Here is a 16567-nt window from a genome sequence, read left to right on the forward strand (position 1 = left end):
GTCCTTTGTATTAGATTCGAGCCAAGCGCCATGTTGATAACACGATAATGCGGCATATTAGAAATGAAAAATTTGGGATGATGTAAAAAATCTATCAATGGCCAACTTAGTGTTTAGTGTCGAATTACCTGATCGGCGGTTGCGGGGGGAGATCTGTCGGACTCAAGTTTATTTGAGTCGGGCCGACGAAAAAGTTCCCAGCGCTGGGCGGCTGTACCTTCCGATTTTTGATTTCAAGCTCACGAAAAATCTGCCTCACCTGGGTGAGTGAACGGTCGGCGATGTTACGCCAGCGTTCGACGGTTCGAGCGCACTGGTCCATCGACTTATAGGTGCATTCCTCAGCACGGACGGTCATCAACATAAAGCGACAATAAGAGAGGTATTCCATGACCGCCATTTCAAGACGAAGTAGATCGCTTGCACATCGTGCTACTCCAAGTTCGGAAGCGAGTTCGACGACGAGCGGAGGAATATGTTTTTCAAAATGGAGGTTTTCCCCAGTCAGCTTAGTCTTCTCAATGAGTTTATTGAGGAAAGTCCAGTCCATCGCCTTGTAACTCGCTGGCGTGATAGCAACCGGGCAGTGGTTCAGCGCCCCTGCGCGTTCATAACGGCGCTCAATGCTTTTGTCCCACCCTTCCTGTTCTAAATAGCGTCGAACCGTCTGTCGTGATACCCCGGCCTGTTTCGCGGCGGCACGAACCGATGGATTTGCAACATAGGCTTCTCTCAGGTCCTAAAGGCGTTCGGGCGAGAGGGCGTTGGACATTAGAAATTCCTTTCAAAGTTGACCATGGTCAATGATAGCCAGTGTCGCATGCGCACGCTATAGCGCAATTCTCGTTAAGATTTTATGCGCGGTCTTGGCTGACCACTTAGCCCTGCCAGTTTTGGTTGGAACCCCCATCGTGTTGAGAACCGCCGTGATCTTCCAGTATGAAAGCCCCTGCGTTATTGGCACCCGCATTTTGGCGATCGCCGCAACCTCGCCAAGATTTCGTTTCACCTGCCGGTCCCGCCATACCTCCCCGTATCCGGTCTGCGATTTTGTTTTAACATCGGTTGAGCGCAGCGGAATTTCAAATCGCTTGAGGTACTTGAGAACGACGCTACGGGAGGACGCCAATTCGGTCGCGATTTCCTTCGCCGACTTCACTTCGACGACTATTTTTGATAAAGGAAGTCCTTTCTTCTATAGGGTGGAATGCCCAAATGGTGAATGAATTTAGGAACCTCAAGGGGAGGACGACTTTCAGGGTTTACCGATGCCCGGCGGCCCCATTTTTAGAGCCCTCGATTCAATAAAAAATAGGAATGCAAATGAAAATTAAGGATTTAGAAGCAAGTAGTATCAAGGAGATAACACCTTCGGGTTTTCCCAGTCAGTCGTGAGATTTCGGGATTTTCCTATTTTTGTCCTACGAAAGGTGTTGCTAGCAATACGTGTTTGAAGAGTTTCCTGAATACCAGGGGCTGGCGCGTGTTGAACTACGGACTTGTCCGCCACTTTCCCGCCATCCGCCACTTGGAGGATAAGGACCAACCTGCATAGGCCTTTATCCAGGCAATACCCATATTTTCATCCATATATACCCATAAATAGCTAATTTTCTGTACTTTATGGGTATTTATGGGTATTTTTATAGGTGTATGAGAGTATCTAAATTAGACCTAATACCGAAAGAAATCACAAATTTCATCGCGGAAATTGATGAGTTCAAAGGCCGCTGGGCCACCACGCAAACGCTTGCGCCAGATCGGCTGGCGGCACTTCGCCAGGTGGCCACTATTGAATCCGTTGGATCCAGCACCCGAATCGAAGGAGTGAAGCTCACCAACTCCGAAGTCGAGGGTTTGCTTCGCGGGATCAAAACTTATTCCTTCCGTTCTCGCGACGAGCAAGAGGTTGGCGGCTACGCAGAGCTGATGGAGATGATCTTTGCTTCCTACAAAGTCATTCCGCTGACAGAAAACTACATCAAACAGCTGCATAGTGTTTTGCTTAAATATAGCACCAAAGATGACCGCCACCGTGGCGAATACAAGAAGTTCGCCAACAGCGTTGAAGCCTTTGGCCCCGACCGCAAAAGCAAGGGAGTCATCTTTCAGACGGCAACGCCTTTTGATACACCAGCACTCATGAAAGAGTTGGTGGATTGGACTAACTCACAGATCACTCGCAAAGAGTTACACCCGCTTTTGGTGGTGGCCGTGTTTGTTGTCGTGTTCCTGCACATCCATCCGTTTCAAGATGGCAATGGCCGTCTGTCGCGGGCGCTGACCACTTTATTGCTGTTGCAATCGGGTTATAGCTACGTGCCTTATAGCTCCTTTGAAAGAGTGATCGAGGAAAACAAAGAGGTTTACTATTTGGCTCTACGCCGTGGACAGGCGGAGTTAGAGGAATCCGAAATAAAAACGAAAAGCAAAACTAAGCCGGGCGGTCTATTTGACTGGCTCACATTTTTCTTGAAGTCCATGCAGAGACAAAAGGTCGCACTCGAAGCGAAGATGAAACACGAGCTGGCAGCGGCTAAGCTTCCGCCTCTTTCATTGCTAATTATTGAGTTTATCAAAGGCCGAGGCGCTACATCTATTGGCGAAGCAGTAACCGCTACCGGGGCCAACCGCAATACGGTGAAAGTGCATTTCAAAAACCTGGTGGCTGATGGCCATCTTGAAAAAGAAGGCGTGGGACGCGGCATGAGGTACCGAATGCGGTCTTGAGCTGACCGGGTTGCGGCGATTTCACTGCCTGGGCGACCCACGGAGGGACCTCCGCTAACTTCTTGAACCTATGGGTGTTCCTACGAGAGCTCCATTATCGACCAGAAAGTGGCTGATATAAACCAAACAATGGTAGATAATATCCCTGCGTTAGAACGGATATTTTGAAACAAAACAGCAGAAAAGGTTTACTTATAGAGAATTAATCGAAAGGGTCTATGAATCAATTCGACTCAAGGAACGGCAGCAACTTTTTGAAATAGGCAGGCGCCCACGAAATTTTATGAGACTGGGCAACCGAAGACATTGCTGGTTTTAGCCATTACCCAAATCCGAAAATCGATCTGCGTCAACTGGTCCATTTTTTCCATATGTGCATCCTTTTCCGAAGAAACAATCATTGAGGAGGGCTCAGTCATGATAAAACAAACCATGACCACTCAGAGTACGACAAAGTCCAAAATATTTTTTGATGGCGCTTGCATTGTTTGCGACATGGAAATCAGCTATTACAAACGCAAAAATCCTGAGATTTTTGATCTGGTGGACATCTATTCTCCGACGTTTGATGCCAAGACCTACGGGCTTACGCCCGAGGAGGTCCAGCTCCACATGCATGTACTTACCCCCGACGGTAGGATTGCAAAAGGGGTCGACGCATTTGCTCATATTTGGAGCCGTATGCCGATGTACAAACCTGTGGCGTTCCTGATCAAGCTACCTGGGATATATTCCTAATAATGCAGCTCAGGGCCATTTTACAGGAGGCTAGATGTCAATCCTATCGACGGTAAGGCTCTTTGCGTCGCTCGTTCTTGCAACCAGCTTGGCGGCATTTCCTGCCGACGCCGATGACGCTCACCATACGTGGGAGAACCGCGCCGTTGCCGAAGCCCATTTTGTTGCGCGATTCGGGGGATTGATTTCCAAAAATGCAAGCCTCCTTCAGCAAGCTAACCAAGTAGGTGAGGAAGTTTATTCTGCCTACAAAGCACTTTATCCGACGTTCATGCAAAACAAACAAAAGCCAATAGTTATTCTCATTGAAAGCCAAACCCCTTTTGAATCCTTTGCTTTCATGCCCCGCATGGATGGACCCCGCCAGGGCATGTTGGCTATGACCGAAGGTCTCGTAAACCTAGTCGGGATAGACAAAGAAACACAGCTAGGTATTGTCGCACACGAAATGGCGCATATTCTCTTTTGGCATCAAGATGTTGACGGAAAATCGTTGCGCCCAATCCTTAGACTTGGCCAGTCTGTTACATCTGAAACTGAGGATTCGTTTTCTCGATGGATGTTCTTGGCCACAATGGCTGGTGGACATAGTCATTCCGTATTGAACGGTCTCCCACTAGGGGGATTATTGAGCGATGACATACGGTTTGTCATCGAGCTGATTAAAGAGAAGGGAAAGGATGACTGCGGACCGATTTTGCTTGCTGAATTAGAGAGTTCGACTCGGAGAATCATGGAGAACTATTCGTATTATCTGTGGGGATTTGATCTGTCGACTCCAGTCGTTGCAGCAAATGTCAGAGAGCGCTCAAGTGCTCTTATTGAAAAGATTGGCGAATGTATTTTGAAGCAGCCGGAACTCAATGAGTAATTCCTCCATCGTAGGAAATATAGACTGGGAGGTCAGCTGTATCAAGCCGCTCAAATCTTTTCCCGTATCTCTCCGAGTCTCGACATAAATGCGGCCACTCCTGATTTTCGATTGATCATTGAAGCTTCACGGCTTGCGCACAACGAGATGAATCAGATTTTTACGCGCGAGAGATTCAGCGCTGTTCGTTGGTACTCTGGTGAGGATCAGGCAGATGAAGCGGCTGCAACTATTCTCAGACACCTCAAGGTGGACCACCGAAAGTATGCAGCGGGTATTCAATCCGCGTTACAGGTTCCGGCCACAGATTCTGCCAGATGCCGGGCCGACATCGACTCCAACATTGAGCCGCCCTATGGAGAATTCTCCGATTCCCACCATTCGAGCTGCTGGCGATCGTGGAGGATTATTAACTTTGGAATTCAGAATACGCGACTACCCTACCTTCAATAAGGCTGAAAACGCACATCGGGAGGAATATTCCCGGTACGTTGATTCGACTCTCTCAAAAGTATGATTTAAATCATATTTCACAATCACCTTAGTCCTTGTCTGCTCCCTGACAGTGAGTTTTCATAGTTGTTCGCGGGGGATTCAATGTTTGATTTGGTTCTTAAAAATGCTCAGGTGGTTACGCCGGTCGGCTTAATTTGCAATGGATCGGTTGGTGTAAAAAACGAGAAAATTGTTGCTGTGGCAGAGAGTGCAAGCAGCATTGGGGGCTCTCTTCGGGAAATCGACCTTGAGGGGAAGACGCTTTTTCCTGGATTGTTTGACCCTCATTGTCACCTAGGAAGTGGAGATGAGCGGACTTACGAGTACATGGCCGAGAGCTTTGCTAAAGACACGCGCGATTTTCTGATCGGTGGTGTCACCGCGATGGCCACAACGACTGTGCTGACTCGTGAGCCGCTTCTAGATAACATCAGCAAAACAAAAAGGGCTGGTCAGTCCAATTCTTGGTGCGATTTCAGAGTGACGAGCGTTGTGCTGACAGATGAACATGTGGAGCAAATTCCGGGAGCAATTCGGGAAGGAGTTCTCTCTTTCAAATTTTATTGTGGATATTGTCTCGATCAAGCTGAGAGAATGGGCATGAATCGAGATGGTGTCCCGCCCGATATGTTCTATCGTGCCTGCGAGCAGGTGGCGAAAACGGATCTCAAGGCGCTCCTTATGATTCATGCCGAAGAACCACATGTGCGGAGAATGCTCGCACAGCGCTTGAAAGATGCGGGGCGGGAAGATTTAATCGCCTGGGCCGAGCACAGTCCCCAGTGGTCCGAAGCCGTTCAAGTTGCTCTTTACGGAGAAATTGCGAACGAACTCAGAGTTCCTCTCTATGTCGTTCATATCTCGCGGGCACCAACGGTAGACATGATTGAATATTTGCGGTCCCGTGGTCATGTTATCTTAGGGGAAACGCTCGCTTGCTTTCTGTCGACCACAGCGCAAGATCGACACGAGTGTGGCTGTGGGCTCAAAGCCAAAATCCAGCCTCCGATCCGGTTTCAAGAGGATCAAGATCGCCTTTGGCGGGCGCTGAGGGAGGGATCTGTTACTTCCGTTGGAACTGACACCATCCCTTACACCTCAAAATATAAAAGCGAGCAGTCCTTTTGGAATTCCAGGCCAGGCTTAAACATCCAAACCATTGACACGCTCCCACTTCTTCTGACCGAGGGTTTTCAGAAAGGGAAGCTTGATTTAGTCACTATGGCCAAGGCCCTTTCAGAGAACCCAGCGAGGTATTTTGGGGCTGGTCACAGAAAGGGGCAGATCAGCCCAGGTTACGATGCCGATTTTGTCGTCATCGATTTGGAAAAGGAGACTGAGCTTGGACTTGAAAGAATGCGTGGCCGTTCCGACTACTCGATTTGGGAGGGGAAGAAAGTTCGTGGTTTGCCGGTTATGACAATTCTTCGCGGGCAAGTGGTTGCTGAAAACGGTGAAATCGTCGCGGAGAGACCGCAGGGCAGATTTCTAGAGAGGGAGGAGCGATAGTGGATACTCTTCGCTTTGGCAGTCGCAAATTGGTTATTGCGATCACGGGTCGCAAGGAGTCCAGTCCTCGTTATACCTTGGAACTTTCCAATGCCGCCATGGCAGCTGGGCGAATTGCTGCCGAGATGGGCTTGACTGTTTTAACAGGAGGGCTTGGCGGCGTCATGGAGCGGGCGGCGGAGGGGGCTAAAATTGCGGGTGGCGAAACAATTGGAATTCTTCCGAGCAATCATCACGATGATGGCAACCGATTTTTGGATTTAGTGCTGCCATCGGGAATTGGGATTGCGCGAAATGTCCTGATGGCAAGCGCCTGTGATTTTATGCTGGCCCTTCCCGGTGGAACAGGAACTCTTGAAGAGCTCTGCTTTGCTCTTGATTTTGATCGTCCGGTCATCTCGTGGGGAAGCTGGGAGATCGAGGGAGTACGGGCTGTCCCTTTTCCCAATGAGGATCTTCTGTTTCGAGAACTTAAGAAGCTCGTTGATGAAAAAATGAAATTGAATCCAAATACAAATCACAAACTGAAGTGAGGAGAGATCTATGAAGGAATACTCTGCGGGAGAGTCCTTGCCCCCAAAACCTGTGGCCTTAAACGATATAGAAGATGGAATACGGCGTCTCCTCATTGGTCTCGGGCAAGAGCATAAAAAGGAGATCATGGAAAACACACCAAGAAGGATTGCAGAAATGTATCAAGACATCATCAATGCTCCTTGGTGTGATATTGAAATTCCGTGGAAGTGTTTCCCGAATCGAGACACTGATGGAAATAAACTCATGGAGGATTTGGTGGTTGTGACGGATTGCCATTATGTGAGTCTTTGTGAGCATCACTTGGCTCCAGCTTTTGGAGTTGCTCATTTTTCCTACGTTCCCAACGAAAAGATCACGGGTTATTCAAAAATAAAGAAGGGACTCAACTACTTGGCCCGACAGCCGCAATTGAACGAAAGACTTTTAAAACAGACTCTTGATGTGGTGGAGAAGGTTTTGGAACCCAAAGGATGCGCTTTGATTTTGCAGTCAATGCACACATGTCTGTCTTGCAAAGCAAATGCTCCATCCCAGGAAATAGTCACAGTTCAAGGATTTCGAGGGTGCCTCAAAGAGGATCCCTTTCGCCGTGAATTTTTGTCTACGGCCTACGGGAAACGACCAGTGTTTGGAGCTGTATGAGTCAGAGGGATTTGCTTGCAGCGAGACTTCGTCAGGCGGTTCAGGGTTGCACGGTTCATTTGCATGGACCCATTCAAGCCTGGGCAGCGATTGAGCAGGCCTGTGTTGAAGGAGCCGTTCAAAGAGATGAAGTGGCGATGCTGGCGATCGAGGCCTGCACAAATCGTATCAAGGATCTGCGGCAGGCTGGGGTTGATCCCAGTGATCTGAGAATAAAGAAGGAAGAGCTGACCCGAACCTTTATAGAGAAGTTATTACTCTAAGCTAGGCACGAGAAAGGGAGGACTGGAAATGGCAAAAAGTGAAATTCACGCGAGAAGGGAAGAGTTCCACAAGAAGCTCAGAAGCAAAGAGCTTCTCGAAGGGTATTCATATGACGATGGAAAGGATTTTGTCACAAGGCCCTACTGGCCCTATGAGCCGAAGAATCGAATGAAGCCCCATCTCTGGCGCTGGGAGGAAGTGCGTCCTTTGATCGTCCAATGTGGAGAAATGATTGGACTTGGTCATGGCTCCACAAAATATGACCGTCGCGTCCTCGCACTTTCAAATCCGGGAGCAAACGGGGATTTTACCATGTCTGGGACCCTATTCGGCGATCTTCAATTGATCCGCCCAGGCGAGGCAGCTCCCAGTCATCGCCATACACCCTGTGCAACTCGATTCATATTAGAGGGCAGCGGGGGGTGGACCACAGTTGCTGGAGAACGGGTGCATGTCAAGCCTGGCGATATTGTCCACACGGGTCAGTTTCCCTGGCACGACCACTCTAACGAAGGAAACGATGATTTTATTTTTCTGGATGTCCTCGATATTCCGCTGCTCTTTTTCACGGGCACGTCTTGTTGGGATTTTGATTATGAGACAGTAACAGGGAGTCAGGATAAGGTGAGTCAGCCACCGCTTCCTTCAAATCTCCAAAATGAAATTTACACAAATTCGAACCTAAAGCTTGCGTTTAAACCGAAATGGAAAAGAGATCCGAACGATTTTGCCCACCTCTCTTGGGAAGAAGCAAAAGGCTCTTTGCTGTCTCTGGCAGAAGAAAGAGGTTCCAGCTACGATGGAATCCGCCTTGAGCTACAGAGCAGAGACAGGAGTCGCGCGGTGGGACAAACAGTTTCTGTGCACACACAGTGGATTCGTCCCGATGAACACACCCTCAGTCATCGCCACACGGGGGCGTTCATTTATGTTTGCGCAGAGGGAGAAGGTAAAGTTTGTATTGAGGAGAAAGTGTTTGAGTTTGGGCCAAAGGATATTTTCGTGATTCCGAGCTGGCACTGGCATTCCTTTGAGAGCGACAGGGGCTGTTTCCTTCATTCGATCAGTGATCTTCCGCTCATTCAAAAAATGAATCTTTTCAGGGAGCAGCGAAAGAACAAGGAAGGAGAAATTCTTGATAGTGGTTGGACTAACTTATTGGATCCATTCGAGCGATGACCACTTTATCGATTCCAAAAATGGAGGCGGCGCTTCTGATTGTCGATATGCAGAATGGCTTCGTGCACTCTGAGAGCAGAATGGGACAGAGTTTCGCGGGAACAAAAAAGCAGCGAGAAATTGTCCCTTCGATCTTAAAACTTATTGATCTTTTCTCATCAGCAGTTATTCCGATCATTTGGAGCCAACAGGAACATTTTTTGGATGACAAGACTCGGGAGAAGAGGGTCATACGTCCGCACTCAATCAAGCAGGGATTCTTACCTTGTCTTCGAGGGACTTGGGAAACCGAAATTTTTGCGCCCTTAAAGGCAGCGATGAGACAAGAAGATCATATTGTTCAAAAACATAGGGCTTCCGTATTCTACAATACGAATCTTGAAACAAAACTAAGGATGCTTGGTACGAGATTCTTATTTATCTCCGGCTGCAACACTGAGTTTTGTATCGAAAGTACCGTTCGTGACGCCTACGCGCGGGATTTTGAAATCATCGTTGTCAGGGATTGCGTGGCGGGGATAATGCCAGAGTTTCACGAGAGCTCTCTCGCGGTCATCGAGTCATATTTTGGAGAAGTTCTGACGCTCGAACAGATTCGGGGCCTCATTCAATGAATCAGAGAAATGTGGGAGAGGTCCTGTTAGCGAGACTCAAACAACTGGGGGTTGATTACTTTTTTGCCAATCCTGGAACAGAGTTTGTATCGGTGATTCGAGGATTTCAAGAAATGTCAAAGGAGTCGATTCCTACGCCCATATTGGCGCCCCACGAACTTCAGGCTGTCAGTATGGCTTATGGTTATTATCTTGCTACGAAGAAGCCTCAGGCGGTCATGACCCATGCCAATGTGGGCGCGGCCAATGCCTTGATTGGGCTCATCGGAGCTTCTCGAATGAACATACCAATTCTTTTCATTTCGGGAATGACTTCTCAGAGCGAGCACAAAACCTTTGGACATCGAGATAAACTCATTCACTGGTCCCAGGATACCAAAGATCAGGGATCAATGTTTCGGGAATATGTAAAATGGGAAGCTGAAATCTCTGATCCATCTGCTGTTTGTGATGTATTGGACCGAGCCCACGCAATTGCAATGTCGGCTCCTCGTGGGCCAGTGGCCATTAAGGTATCTCGTGATATCTTGATGAGCGATGAGGTCAAGTCATTCTCTGATCAGCCATCCGTTAGATGTCAGGCTCCACCCATGCCTGACTCAAAGGTCATGGACCAAATCAAAGAGATGTTGGCGATAGCAAAAAGGCCACTCGTTGTGACAAATCGACTGGGAGCTGATGAGTCTGCGGTTGGTCTTCTTTGCAAGATTTCTGAGAAACATGAAATAGGTGTGCTGACGCCCGAAGACTTTTATTTGAGTTTTCCGGCTGACCATCCAAATCATTTGGGCTTTCGGCAAAGTGAGGCGCTGCAGGAATCAGATCTTGTCTTGGTACTCGACACAGAGTCACCGTGGTATCCGCTGGAGAATGGGCCGATCGCAGGGGCAAAAGTCGTTCATGTTGGACCAGATCCTCTCTTTCAAGCGATCCCATTGAGAAGCCACAGGGGGGATCTATTTATTCAATCCTGTCCAAAATCTTTTCTGGCCGGTCTCTGTGATTTTGCTGCCACCAATTCTTTGATTGGCGGCAGACGAGATTGGATTTCGTTGAAGAAAAGTGCAACAGTTAGCAAAACCCTCGATGGGTCGACGCTCAATGCTGACTCCATTTCTTCTGTTCTTTCGGGATTTCTCAATTCAGATACTGTTTTGATCAACGAGTTAGGCCTTGCCCCAGATTATTTGCAGTGTCGGTATCCGGGAACCTACTTCCGATCTGGTTCTGCATCTCCACTTGGATGGGGGGTCGGTTGCGCATTGGGACTTTGTCTTGCCGATCGAAAAAAGACGGTCATCGCATCAATTGGGGATGGCGTATTTTATCTCTCTCCCATTTTGCCGACTCTTCTTCTTTCTGCCCGGTTGGGGGCCCCATTTATAATATTGGTGCTGAACAATGGTGGTATGAATTCAATTGCAAAAAGCGTCAGGGACTTATACCCAGATAGTTCAGGCAATTTGCCCCTGACTTCATTCTATGGGAACGAGGCTGAATTTGAAAGCTGCGCGGCGATGGTATCTGGGCTTGGGCTTCGTGCGACAACGCCGCGTGAGCTGCATCGGGCCCTTGCAGAGGGGATTGGTTTTTGCCGAGAGCAGCGTCGGCCTGTGATTATCAATGCCATTTTTTCTGAAGCCTATATTTCCTGAAGTTGGCAGGGCAGTTGATCTAGCGAGTAACACGACTTAACAGGCGGTTAGAAAGAAAGATCTTCTTTCCTTGTTCTCGGAGAAGGTTCTCTTTTTTCCACTTTGATAGTTGACGGCTAACGACTTCTTGAGATGCTCCAACCATTTCAGCTAGCTCGACTTTTGTGATCTTGGCGGAAAGCGCACGTCCATCTTTGCATTCAATGCCAAATTTTTTGTCTAGCACACGAAACAGGGAAATCAATCGGGTCGGCACATTCAATTTTTGCTGTTCCAGAAGCCGCCGTTCTGCATTTTCTAGATCATGAGCGATCAGGCGGATAAGGTGGTAGGCAAAATCCTTGTTTGAACTGAAGAAATGAAGCAGCGTTTCGGTCGAGATAAGGCAGACACGAGTCAGTTCTTTGGCCTGAGCTGAACCTCTGTAGGTTTGGCTTGTAAAAATGGAGCGATGTCCGACCCAATCTCCATCGGTGACCAGGCGCACGACAACTTCTCGCGTCCCCTGAGTCTGTGTGACTTTCGCTATGCCAGAAGAAATACAGAAAATCCCTGGACGGGGTCTCCAGATTGGAAGAGGAATTCACCTTTTTTAAAACTGTATTGTTTGATCCTAGAGCTGAGCTCGCGGAGTTCTGCGTTCGACAAAACAAAAAAGGGATTTGATTCGTTCACGGGGCAGCTCAGGCAACCACTGTCGCAAAACTCAAACTTTTTTGTAGACATGGCGAAAAACTATCATGAATGACAGCAATATCAACCCCTTCTCCGCCCGATGGACGTTTTAATATCTACCAAAGAGGAATAGGATGTTGTCTCTTCAGTCCAGACGGCTCAGCAATCACAATATTGATTCCGATCGAGTTTTTCCTTATTTGGGCCGATTGAACTCCTTGAGTTGCCGTCCTACTTTGAATCTTTGGTGTGTTTCGAAACCCGCGGATTCCAATCATAAAATTGCTGACTGAGGGCGGGCAGTTTGCTCTCAGGTTGAAAAAGACCTCTGAATCGGAACCCCTGCCAGCCACGGCCGCATGAATTTGCACGTTTTGGCATTTGTAAGTGTTTCCGAGAACCTGTTCCAGAGAAGCCATTATTTTAGGTACAATAAACTCCTGGAGAAAACTACGATCGAGATTCGATAAAATGTAGAACTTCTGAGTTAACGGCTGGGCATGCCCAAATGGGCCAAATGTCCAAGCCGCTAGCAATACAAGTAAGACCATCGCCTTCATTGCAAACTCCATATAAGATAAAAACAGCGGGTATTGAAGAGCACGCAAAAGGTGAGATGCAAGAATCAGGGGCTGTATAGTTTCCATGTTTACTCGCTCTGAATGGAGAAGAGGCAAAAGGAATATGGGAGGGTCAAAGAGTCCACCGACAAATTCTTTGACAGGTTTGTCAGATATTCAGGTCCAAGGGAAAAATAGATAGGGAGAAAGCGAGAAAATGAAAACTCGTTGAATTCTTTCTCCTTGCGGCATACCTATCAGGCCAAATCTCTAGTTCTAGCGAAGGGCACCCTTGTGATTTGCCAAAGTCCCAGAAAATTTCATCCTCTTCTTATTCTTCCTGTTCTGTTTTCGGTTTTTCATTTCACGGCTTTGGCGAGTTCATCAGGTCGCAGTGGTTGCCGCAATTTGATCGTGTCACCAGGTATCGGTAGTCAAACTGTGATAGAGTTGAGGCAGCTACACAATCGTTTGGCCCGTGAGTACAATGGACTTGAAGCGAAGCATGAAGAGGAAGACGAAGCTATCGCTGAGTTCGATTCCCGGGTTGGATTGCCCGAAGAAGGCCTTTCTTCAGCAGACGGTCGATCTGGTTCAGGCAATTCAGGAATTATTTCAGTGAGTCTTGATTCACCTGAAGGCCCTATTGGCTATGGCCTCAGAATGAATGGGAATCCCTCTCTCGAAAAGTCCAGGCGCTCCGATGTGCTTGGTCGCACAGGGGAGTTATACACTCTGCTCAAAGGATTAAAAGGCAAGGGAGAGAGCAGGGCTCAGTTCTCACAGGTATATGTGGGTAAAGATCGGATTCGAAGCTTTCTTGTCACGATGGCCCGGGCTCTCAATAGGCATTTGAAAAATTCTCCCTCAAGCGGAGGTCTTGATTCTCGTCATTATGGGACGGACCAAGAGGGTGAAAATGCATTTGGTTTGGATCTTGGATTTTTTGAGATCAAATCCTGTAGACAAGGCGATCGTAATTTGTGTTCGATCAGGCTATTCTCAGATGAGCCGATCCTCACCTTTCCTCTGTCGGAATATTTGGTTGCACCCTTTGGAGAATTATTTTCAATCTGGGTTTTCCCGGGGGAACTGATGCTTGAGATCGCAAATGACATAACTCATTTTCAATCTTTGGTAAACGGGGGTCTGTCTTGGTTGTTTACAAATGCGGGATTGACGTGGCTCCTCTCCTCTCCGGTCCATCTATCAGTGCAGGAATCCGCTACAGTTCTGGTAGGTGGTCATATTGCAGTCAACGCCTTGAGATATTTGGTCAATAGGTTTAGCTCTGCCACTGCTCCCACCTCTCCCTCAGCTTCTTCTGCGAGTTCTCCTCAGCCTGTTGAGCCGGAGGGATCTAAGATCTCAAAGATAACTTTGGAAAAAAAACCGGTCCCTATCATCCCCATTGCGGCCCAGTATAAATTGATGATTGCGATGCTAGCGGACCTTGCAAGGGGAAAGCGGATAATTGGTCCCACCGATCTTATCTATTGGAAGAACGAATATGTGTATCGCCCAAGAAGCCCACGTACTTCTGAAGATGGTAGCGAGGAGGATCATGAAATGGCCATTGATATGATCCTTTACTCTCGCAATGGCGAGCCAGTTCTAATGGTCATAAATAGTGGGGAGTGAGAGAATGACAGTTTGGAGATTATAATTCTGTCTCGTGCCCCTGTGTTTTTTGTCCGTTCTCGGACGGGATTCGGGAGCCTCTGTGTCTCCCGGCAAGAAGGGAAGATTTGAACTTATCATGAGTGAGTCAGTTGACTCGAAAGAAGTGGAGTATATTGATTTTCACAAAAATGGCTATGAATCTGCAGTTCGTGATCCTTCTTTTATATTTCAGGAAACCATATCGGTTCGGAATGTCGTTGGACAGTTGATTCTAGGAAATCAAACCAATATACCGAACAGGTAAGCACGAGTTGATCACCGTCCGTGGAAAGGGAGGCTGCAGATATCATGACAGCAGTCCTACAAAGAAACAGGGGGGTGCTTGTTGATCCAAAGGCTGTTGAGGCCGTGAGAAAGGGATCTCTAAAAGATTTGAATGAGAAGTCGAGCAAACAGCAGATTTGTCGTTTGCAGCACATTCGTGGGGACTAGCAAAACATCCAATTGATCATCCATCCAATTAAGAATTGGACTCAATCCCAAGTGCATGAGTGATTTCGTTCAGCACGATATCCTCTGAATCATCAAGCTTCCCGTCGCCCACTGCGGCGGCTCGACAGACTCTTATCACTTCTTGCGCCAAGTGTCCCTGTCCACGTATTTCATTCAATCTCATTTTGGTAACTTTGATTCCGGCTTCGAAGTCATCGGCAAACAAAGTGACCATGTCTCTGAAATATCGCCTGATGTTGTTAACTTCAAATTGGGTTGCAAATGGAGATTGCATCATCACATGGTCATACTTGAGCGCTTCGGTCATATCGACCCCTTTATCCGCGCTGGCCACCCACACGTAGGCACTGGCCAAAACCTTTAAATATTCGTCGGCTTTATTTTTGTCCACACTCTATTGCCCTCGGTTATCATTTATCAGTTTCACGACAGAACGGAACAAAACAAAAACAAAAACAAATCAAGATTTATACAAGTAAAACATATGCCCGTATATATGCCCGCAAATTTAAACTCAATGAATAACGCTCATCGACTTCCAGCGACCCTGCTTGAATCGCAAGACAAGGATGGCCACAATGATCATGGAGTACAGTGCGGCAAAACACCATGCCCAAATCACGGCATTGTTCCAATCTTTGACCAGATAAGCGGGCAGGACCATGAATGGCCAAGGAACGATCAAGGCGACAAGCGACACAAAGCGAGTGTCACCTGCCCCTTTCAAAGCGAGTGAAATATTTAGGTACATGCTATCTAGCAAGGTAAAGCAGGCCACAATTTTCAAAAGAGCTGGGGTCATCGATGTGACTTCCATCCACAGATTTGGATTTTCTTTGTTTGCAAACCAGGACAGGTAAAATTCCGGGAAGGTAAAAAAAGTAAATCCAATGAATGACATATAAACAATTGAGACATGAACTCCAGCCCATGCGATGGCCTCTGCCTTGTCCGGCTGTTTGTCACCAAGATTTTGTCCCACCAAGGACATCACGGCCTGAGCCACGCCCATACAGGGTAGGACTGACAACATCATAACTGTCACTGCAATGCTGCTGCTTGCGAGAGCCGCCTCGCCGTTTGGCAATCGGCCCATGATAATCAAAAACACAGTGAAGGCGAGCCCCTCCAACGCCCATTGCAAGCCACTGGGAAGACCGAATTTCAGAAACTGTTTGAGAAGTCGAAGATTGGGATGCATGGAAGAGCAGGCTCTCAACTTAAAATTTAAATCGGCCTTCCACATTTGATGAAATCCATAGAAAGCGGCCCCCCAAGCGGAGATGGCCGTTGCGTAGCCAGCGCCAGCGATTCCCAGAGCCGGAAACCCAAATTTGCCGAAGATAATCAGGTAATCAAGGAGGGCGTTGAGAGCCAATCCAATCATATTGATGCCAATTATTTTTTTTGTCTGACCCAGACCCGTGAAAAAACCGCTTATCACGGCAACTAAGGCCGTGGGAAGAGCTGAATAGGCCACGGCGTTGAAATACTCAACTTCGAGACCTTGCATATGTCTGGAATGTCCAATAAGAGAATAAAACCAAGGAGAAAGTTGATTCAAGAACAAAAAGGCAAGGCCGCCACAGAGAGCGACAAAAATCGCCTGCCATGTCACTTCTCCAATTTTTTCGCTTTCGTTGGCACCAAAATATTGAGCCACAAAAGTTGTAATATATCCTGAAGTCCCTTGCAAAAGAGCCATCGGCACCCAGAATACTCCCATGACAGCTATCGCCGCACCGAGGGATTCTGTTGATAGAAATCCTAGATAGACCCGGTCAATAGTGAGCTGTAGGTTCCAAAAACCATTGGCAATAATGAGAGGCCATGCAACTTGAATAACTTGTTTCCAGAGATTTTTCTTCATCAGGGCCCCGATCTATTCATATCCTCTTCAGATCTTCTGAACTGAGATCATAAAATGGAAAAATGTCAATTGCGGTTCATTAAAAATTTTGT

20 protein-coding genes are annotated in these 16567 nt (G+C 47.6%); 14 read left to right on the plus strand and 6 right to left on the minus strand.

Annotated features, from left to right (window positions below; all coding sequences use genetic code 11):
* Positions 1-124: 124 nt before the first annotated feature.
* Together IPL83_04105 and IPL83_04110 are read right to left on the minus strand one after the other, a co-directional pair.
* Entirely contained in the window at positions 125-550 is a 426-nt protein-coding gene (locus tag IPL83_04105) for a hypothetical protein (protein MBK9038336.1), read from the minus strand.
* Positions 551-829: 279 nt separating this feature from the next.
* Positions 830-1129: a recombinase family protein gene (locus tag IPL83_04110; protein ID MBK9038337.1), complete on the minus strand. Its 300-nt coding sequence runs from the start codon at positions 1127-1129 to the stop codon at positions 830-832.
* A gap of 494 nt (positions 1130-1623) precedes the next feature.
* Here IPL83_04110 and IPL83_04115 point away from each other — a divergent pair, with 494 nt between their 5' ends.
* The 11 genes from IPL83_04115 to IPL83_04165 all read left to right on the plus strand — a co-directional run bounded on the left by IPL83_04115 (position 1624) and on the right by IPL83_04165 (position 11234).
* Complete coding sequence (locus IPL83_04115; GenBank protein ID MBK9038338.1) at positions 1624-2730, plus strand: Fic family protein; 1107 nt, start codon at positions 1624-1626, stop codon at positions 2728-2730.
* 417 nt (positions 2731-3147) lie between these two features.
* Positions 3148-3468, plus strand: coding sequence for a DUF393 domain-containing protein (locus IPL83_04120; protein ID MBK9038339.1), 321 nt, complete (start codon positions 3148-3150; stop codon positions 3466-3468).
* A gap of 34 nt (positions 3469-3502) precedes the next feature.
* Complete coding sequence (locus tag IPL83_04125) at positions 3503-4339, plus strand: hypothetical protein (protein ID MBK9038340.1); 837 nt, start codon at positions 3503-3505, stop codon at positions 4337-4339.
* A gap of 111 nt (positions 4340-4450) precedes the next feature.
* Positions 4451-4792, plus strand: coding sequence for a hypothetical protein (locus tag IPL83_04130; GenBank protein ID MBK9038341.1), 342 nt, complete (start codon positions 4451-4453; stop codon positions 4790-4792).
* Between the two features lie 144 nt (positions 4793-4936).
* Positions 4937-6343: an amidohydrolase family protein gene (locus IPL83_04135; GenBank protein ID MBK9038342.1), complete on the plus strand. Its 1407-nt coding sequence runs from the start codon at positions 4937-4939 to the stop codon at positions 6341-6343.
* Positions 6343-6876: an LOG family protein gene (locus IPL83_04140; GenBank protein ID MBK9038343.1), complete on the plus strand. Its 534-nt coding sequence runs from the start codon at positions 6343-6345 to the stop codon at positions 6874-6876. The genes IPL83_04135 and IPL83_04140 overlap by 1 nt, the downstream gene beginning before the upstream one ends.
* A gap of 10 nt (positions 6877-6886) precedes the next feature.
* The gene (locus tag IPL83_04145) at positions 6887-7522 is read left to right on the plus strand and encodes a GTP cyclohydrolase I (protein MBK9038344.1); all 636 of its coding nucleotides are present in this window, start codon (positions 6887-6889) and stop codon (positions 7520-7522) included.
* Complete coding sequence (locus IPL83_04150; protein ID MBK9038345.1) at positions 7519-7785, plus strand: hypothetical protein; 267 nt, start codon at positions 7519-7521, stop codon at positions 7783-7785. The genes IPL83_04145 and IPL83_04150 overlap by 4 nt, the downstream gene beginning before the upstream one ends.
* A gap of 28 nt (positions 7786-7813) precedes the next feature.
* Positions 7814-8965 (plus strand): cupin domain-containing protein, encoded by a 1152-nt coding sequence (locus tag IPL83_04155; protein ID MBK9038346.1) that lies wholly within the window; start codon positions 7814-7816, stop codon positions 8963-8965.
* The gene (locus IPL83_04160) at positions 8962-9579 is read left to right on the plus strand and encodes a cysteine hydrolase (GenBank protein ID MBK9038347.1); all 618 of its coding nucleotides are present in this window, start codon (positions 8962-8964) and stop codon (positions 9577-9579) included. Before IPL83_04155 ends, IPL83_04160 begins: the two co-directional genes overlap by 4 nt.
* Entirely contained in the window at positions 9576-11234 is a 1659-nt protein-coding gene (locus IPL83_04165) for a thiamine pyrophosphate-requiring protein (GenBank protein ID MBK9038348.1), read from the plus strand. Before IPL83_04160 ends, IPL83_04165 begins: the two co-directional genes overlap by 4 nt.
* Before the next feature lie 19 nt (positions 11235-11253).
* Here the strand turns inward: IPL83_04165 and IPL83_04170 are convergent, their stop codons facing one another.
* Both IPL83_04170 and IPL83_04175 read right to left on the minus strand, forming a co-directional pair.
* Positions 11254-11721 carry a Crp/Fnr family transcriptional regulator gene (locus IPL83_04170; GenBank protein ID MBK9038349.1) on the minus strand — a complete coding sequence of 156 codons (468 nt, stop codon included), beginning with the start codon at positions 11719-11721 and terminating at the stop codon, positions 11254-11256.
* A 304-nt stretch (positions 11722-12025) separates the two neighbouring features.
* The gene (locus IPL83_04175; GenBank protein MBK9038350.1) at positions 12026-12469 is read right to left on the minus strand and encodes a hypothetical protein; all 444 of its coding nucleotides are present in this window, start codon (positions 12467-12469) and stop codon (positions 12026-12028) included.
* A 228-nt stretch (positions 12470-12697) separates the two neighbouring features.
* On the opposite strand from IPL83_04175, the gene IPL83_04180 reads away from it, so the two are divergent.
* From IPL83_04180 to IPL83_04190, 3 genes are all read left to right on the plus strand, one after another.
* Complete coding sequence (locus tag IPL83_04180; protein ID MBK9038351.1) at positions 12698-14110, plus strand: hypothetical protein; 1413 nt, start codon at positions 12698-12700, stop codon at positions 14108-14110.
* Positions 14111-14192: 82 nt separating this feature from the next.
* Positions 14193-14396, plus strand: coding sequence for a hypothetical protein (locus IPL83_04185; GenBank protein ID MBK9038352.1), 204 nt, complete (start codon positions 14193-14195; stop codon positions 14394-14396).
* A gap of 44 nt (positions 14397-14440) precedes the next feature.
* The gene (locus IPL83_04190; protein ID MBK9038353.1) at positions 14441-14584 is read left to right on the plus strand and encodes a hypothetical protein; all 144 of its coding nucleotides are present in this window, start codon (positions 14441-14443) and stop codon (positions 14582-14584) included.
* Positions 14585-14612: 28 nt separating this feature from the next.
* Here the strand turns inward: IPL83_04190 and IPL83_04195 are convergent, their stop codons facing one another.
* Together IPL83_04195 and IPL83_04200 are read right to left on the minus strand one after the other, a co-directional pair.
* A complete protein-coding gene (locus tag IPL83_04195; protein MBK9038354.1) occupies positions 14613-14996 on the minus strand; it encodes a tellurite resistance TerB family protein in 384 nt (127 codons plus the stop codon).
* A 123-nt stretch (positions 14997-15119) separates the two neighbouring features.
* Positions 15120-16475: an MATE family efflux transporter gene (locus tag IPL83_04200; GenBank protein ID MBK9038355.1), complete on the minus strand. Its 1356-nt coding sequence runs from the start codon at positions 16473-16475 to the stop codon at positions 15120-15122.
* Between the last annotated feature and the right edge of the window lie 92 nt (positions 16476-16567).

Source organism: Bdellovibrionales bacterium (assembly GCA_016716765.1).
Taxonomy (GTDB): domain Bacteria; phylum Bdellovibrionota; class Bdellovibrionia; order Bdellovibrionales; family UBA1609; genus JADJVA01.

Bases quoted from the DNA above. Each gene is read 5' to 3' on its own strand.
- IPL83_04105 (MBK9038336.1), bottom strand. From the start codon at position 550: ATGGACTGGACTTTCCTCAATAAACTCATTGAGAAGACTAAGCTGACT.
- IPL83_04115 (MBK9038338.1), top strand. From the start codon at position 1,624: ATGGGTATTTATGGGTATTTTTATAGGTGTATGAGAGTATCTAAATTA.
- IPL83_04120 (MBK9038339.1), top strand. From the start codon at position 3,148: ATGATAAAACAAACCATGACCACTCAGAGTACGACAAAGTCCAAAATA.
- IPL83_04125 (MBK9038340.1), top strand. From the start codon at position 3,503: ATGTCAATCCTATCGACGGTAAGGCTCTTTGCGTCGCTCGTTCTTGCA.
- IPL83_04135 (MBK9038342.1), top strand. From the start codon at position 4,937: ATGTTTGATTTGGTTCTTAAAAATGCTCAGGTGGTTACGCCGGTCGGC.
- IPL83_04145 (MBK9038344.1), top strand. From the start codon at position 6,887: ATGAAGGAATACTCTGCGGGAGAGTCCTTGCCCCCAAAACCTGTGGCC.
- IPL83_04150 (MBK9038345.1), top strand. From the start codon at position 7,519: ATGAGTCAGAGGGATTTGCTTGCAGCGAGACTTCGTCAGGCGGTTCAG.
- IPL83_04155 (MBK9038346.1), top strand. From the start codon at position 7,814: ATGGCAAAAAGTGAAATTCACGCGAGAAGGGAAGAGTTCCACAAGAAG.
- IPL83_04160 (MBK9038347.1), top strand. From the start codon at position 8,962: ATGACCACTTTATCGATTCCAAAAATGGAGGCGGCGCTTCTGATTGTC.
- IPL83_04165 (MBK9038348.1), top strand. From the start codon at position 9,576: ATGAATCAGAGAAATGTGGGAGAGGTCCTGTTAGCGAGACTCAAACAA.
- IPL83_04175 (MBK9038350.1), bottom strand. From the start codon at position 12,469: ATGAAGGCGATGGTCTTACTTGTATTGCTAGCGGCTTGGACATTTGGC.
- IPL83_04190 (MBK9038353.1), top strand. From the start codon at position 14,441: ATGACAGCAGTCCTACAAAGAAACAGGGGGGTGCTTGTTGATCCAAAG.
- IPL83_04200 (MBK9038355.1), bottom strand. From the start codon at position 16,475: ATGAAGAAAAATCTCTGGAAACAAGTTATTCAAGTTGCATGGCCTCTC.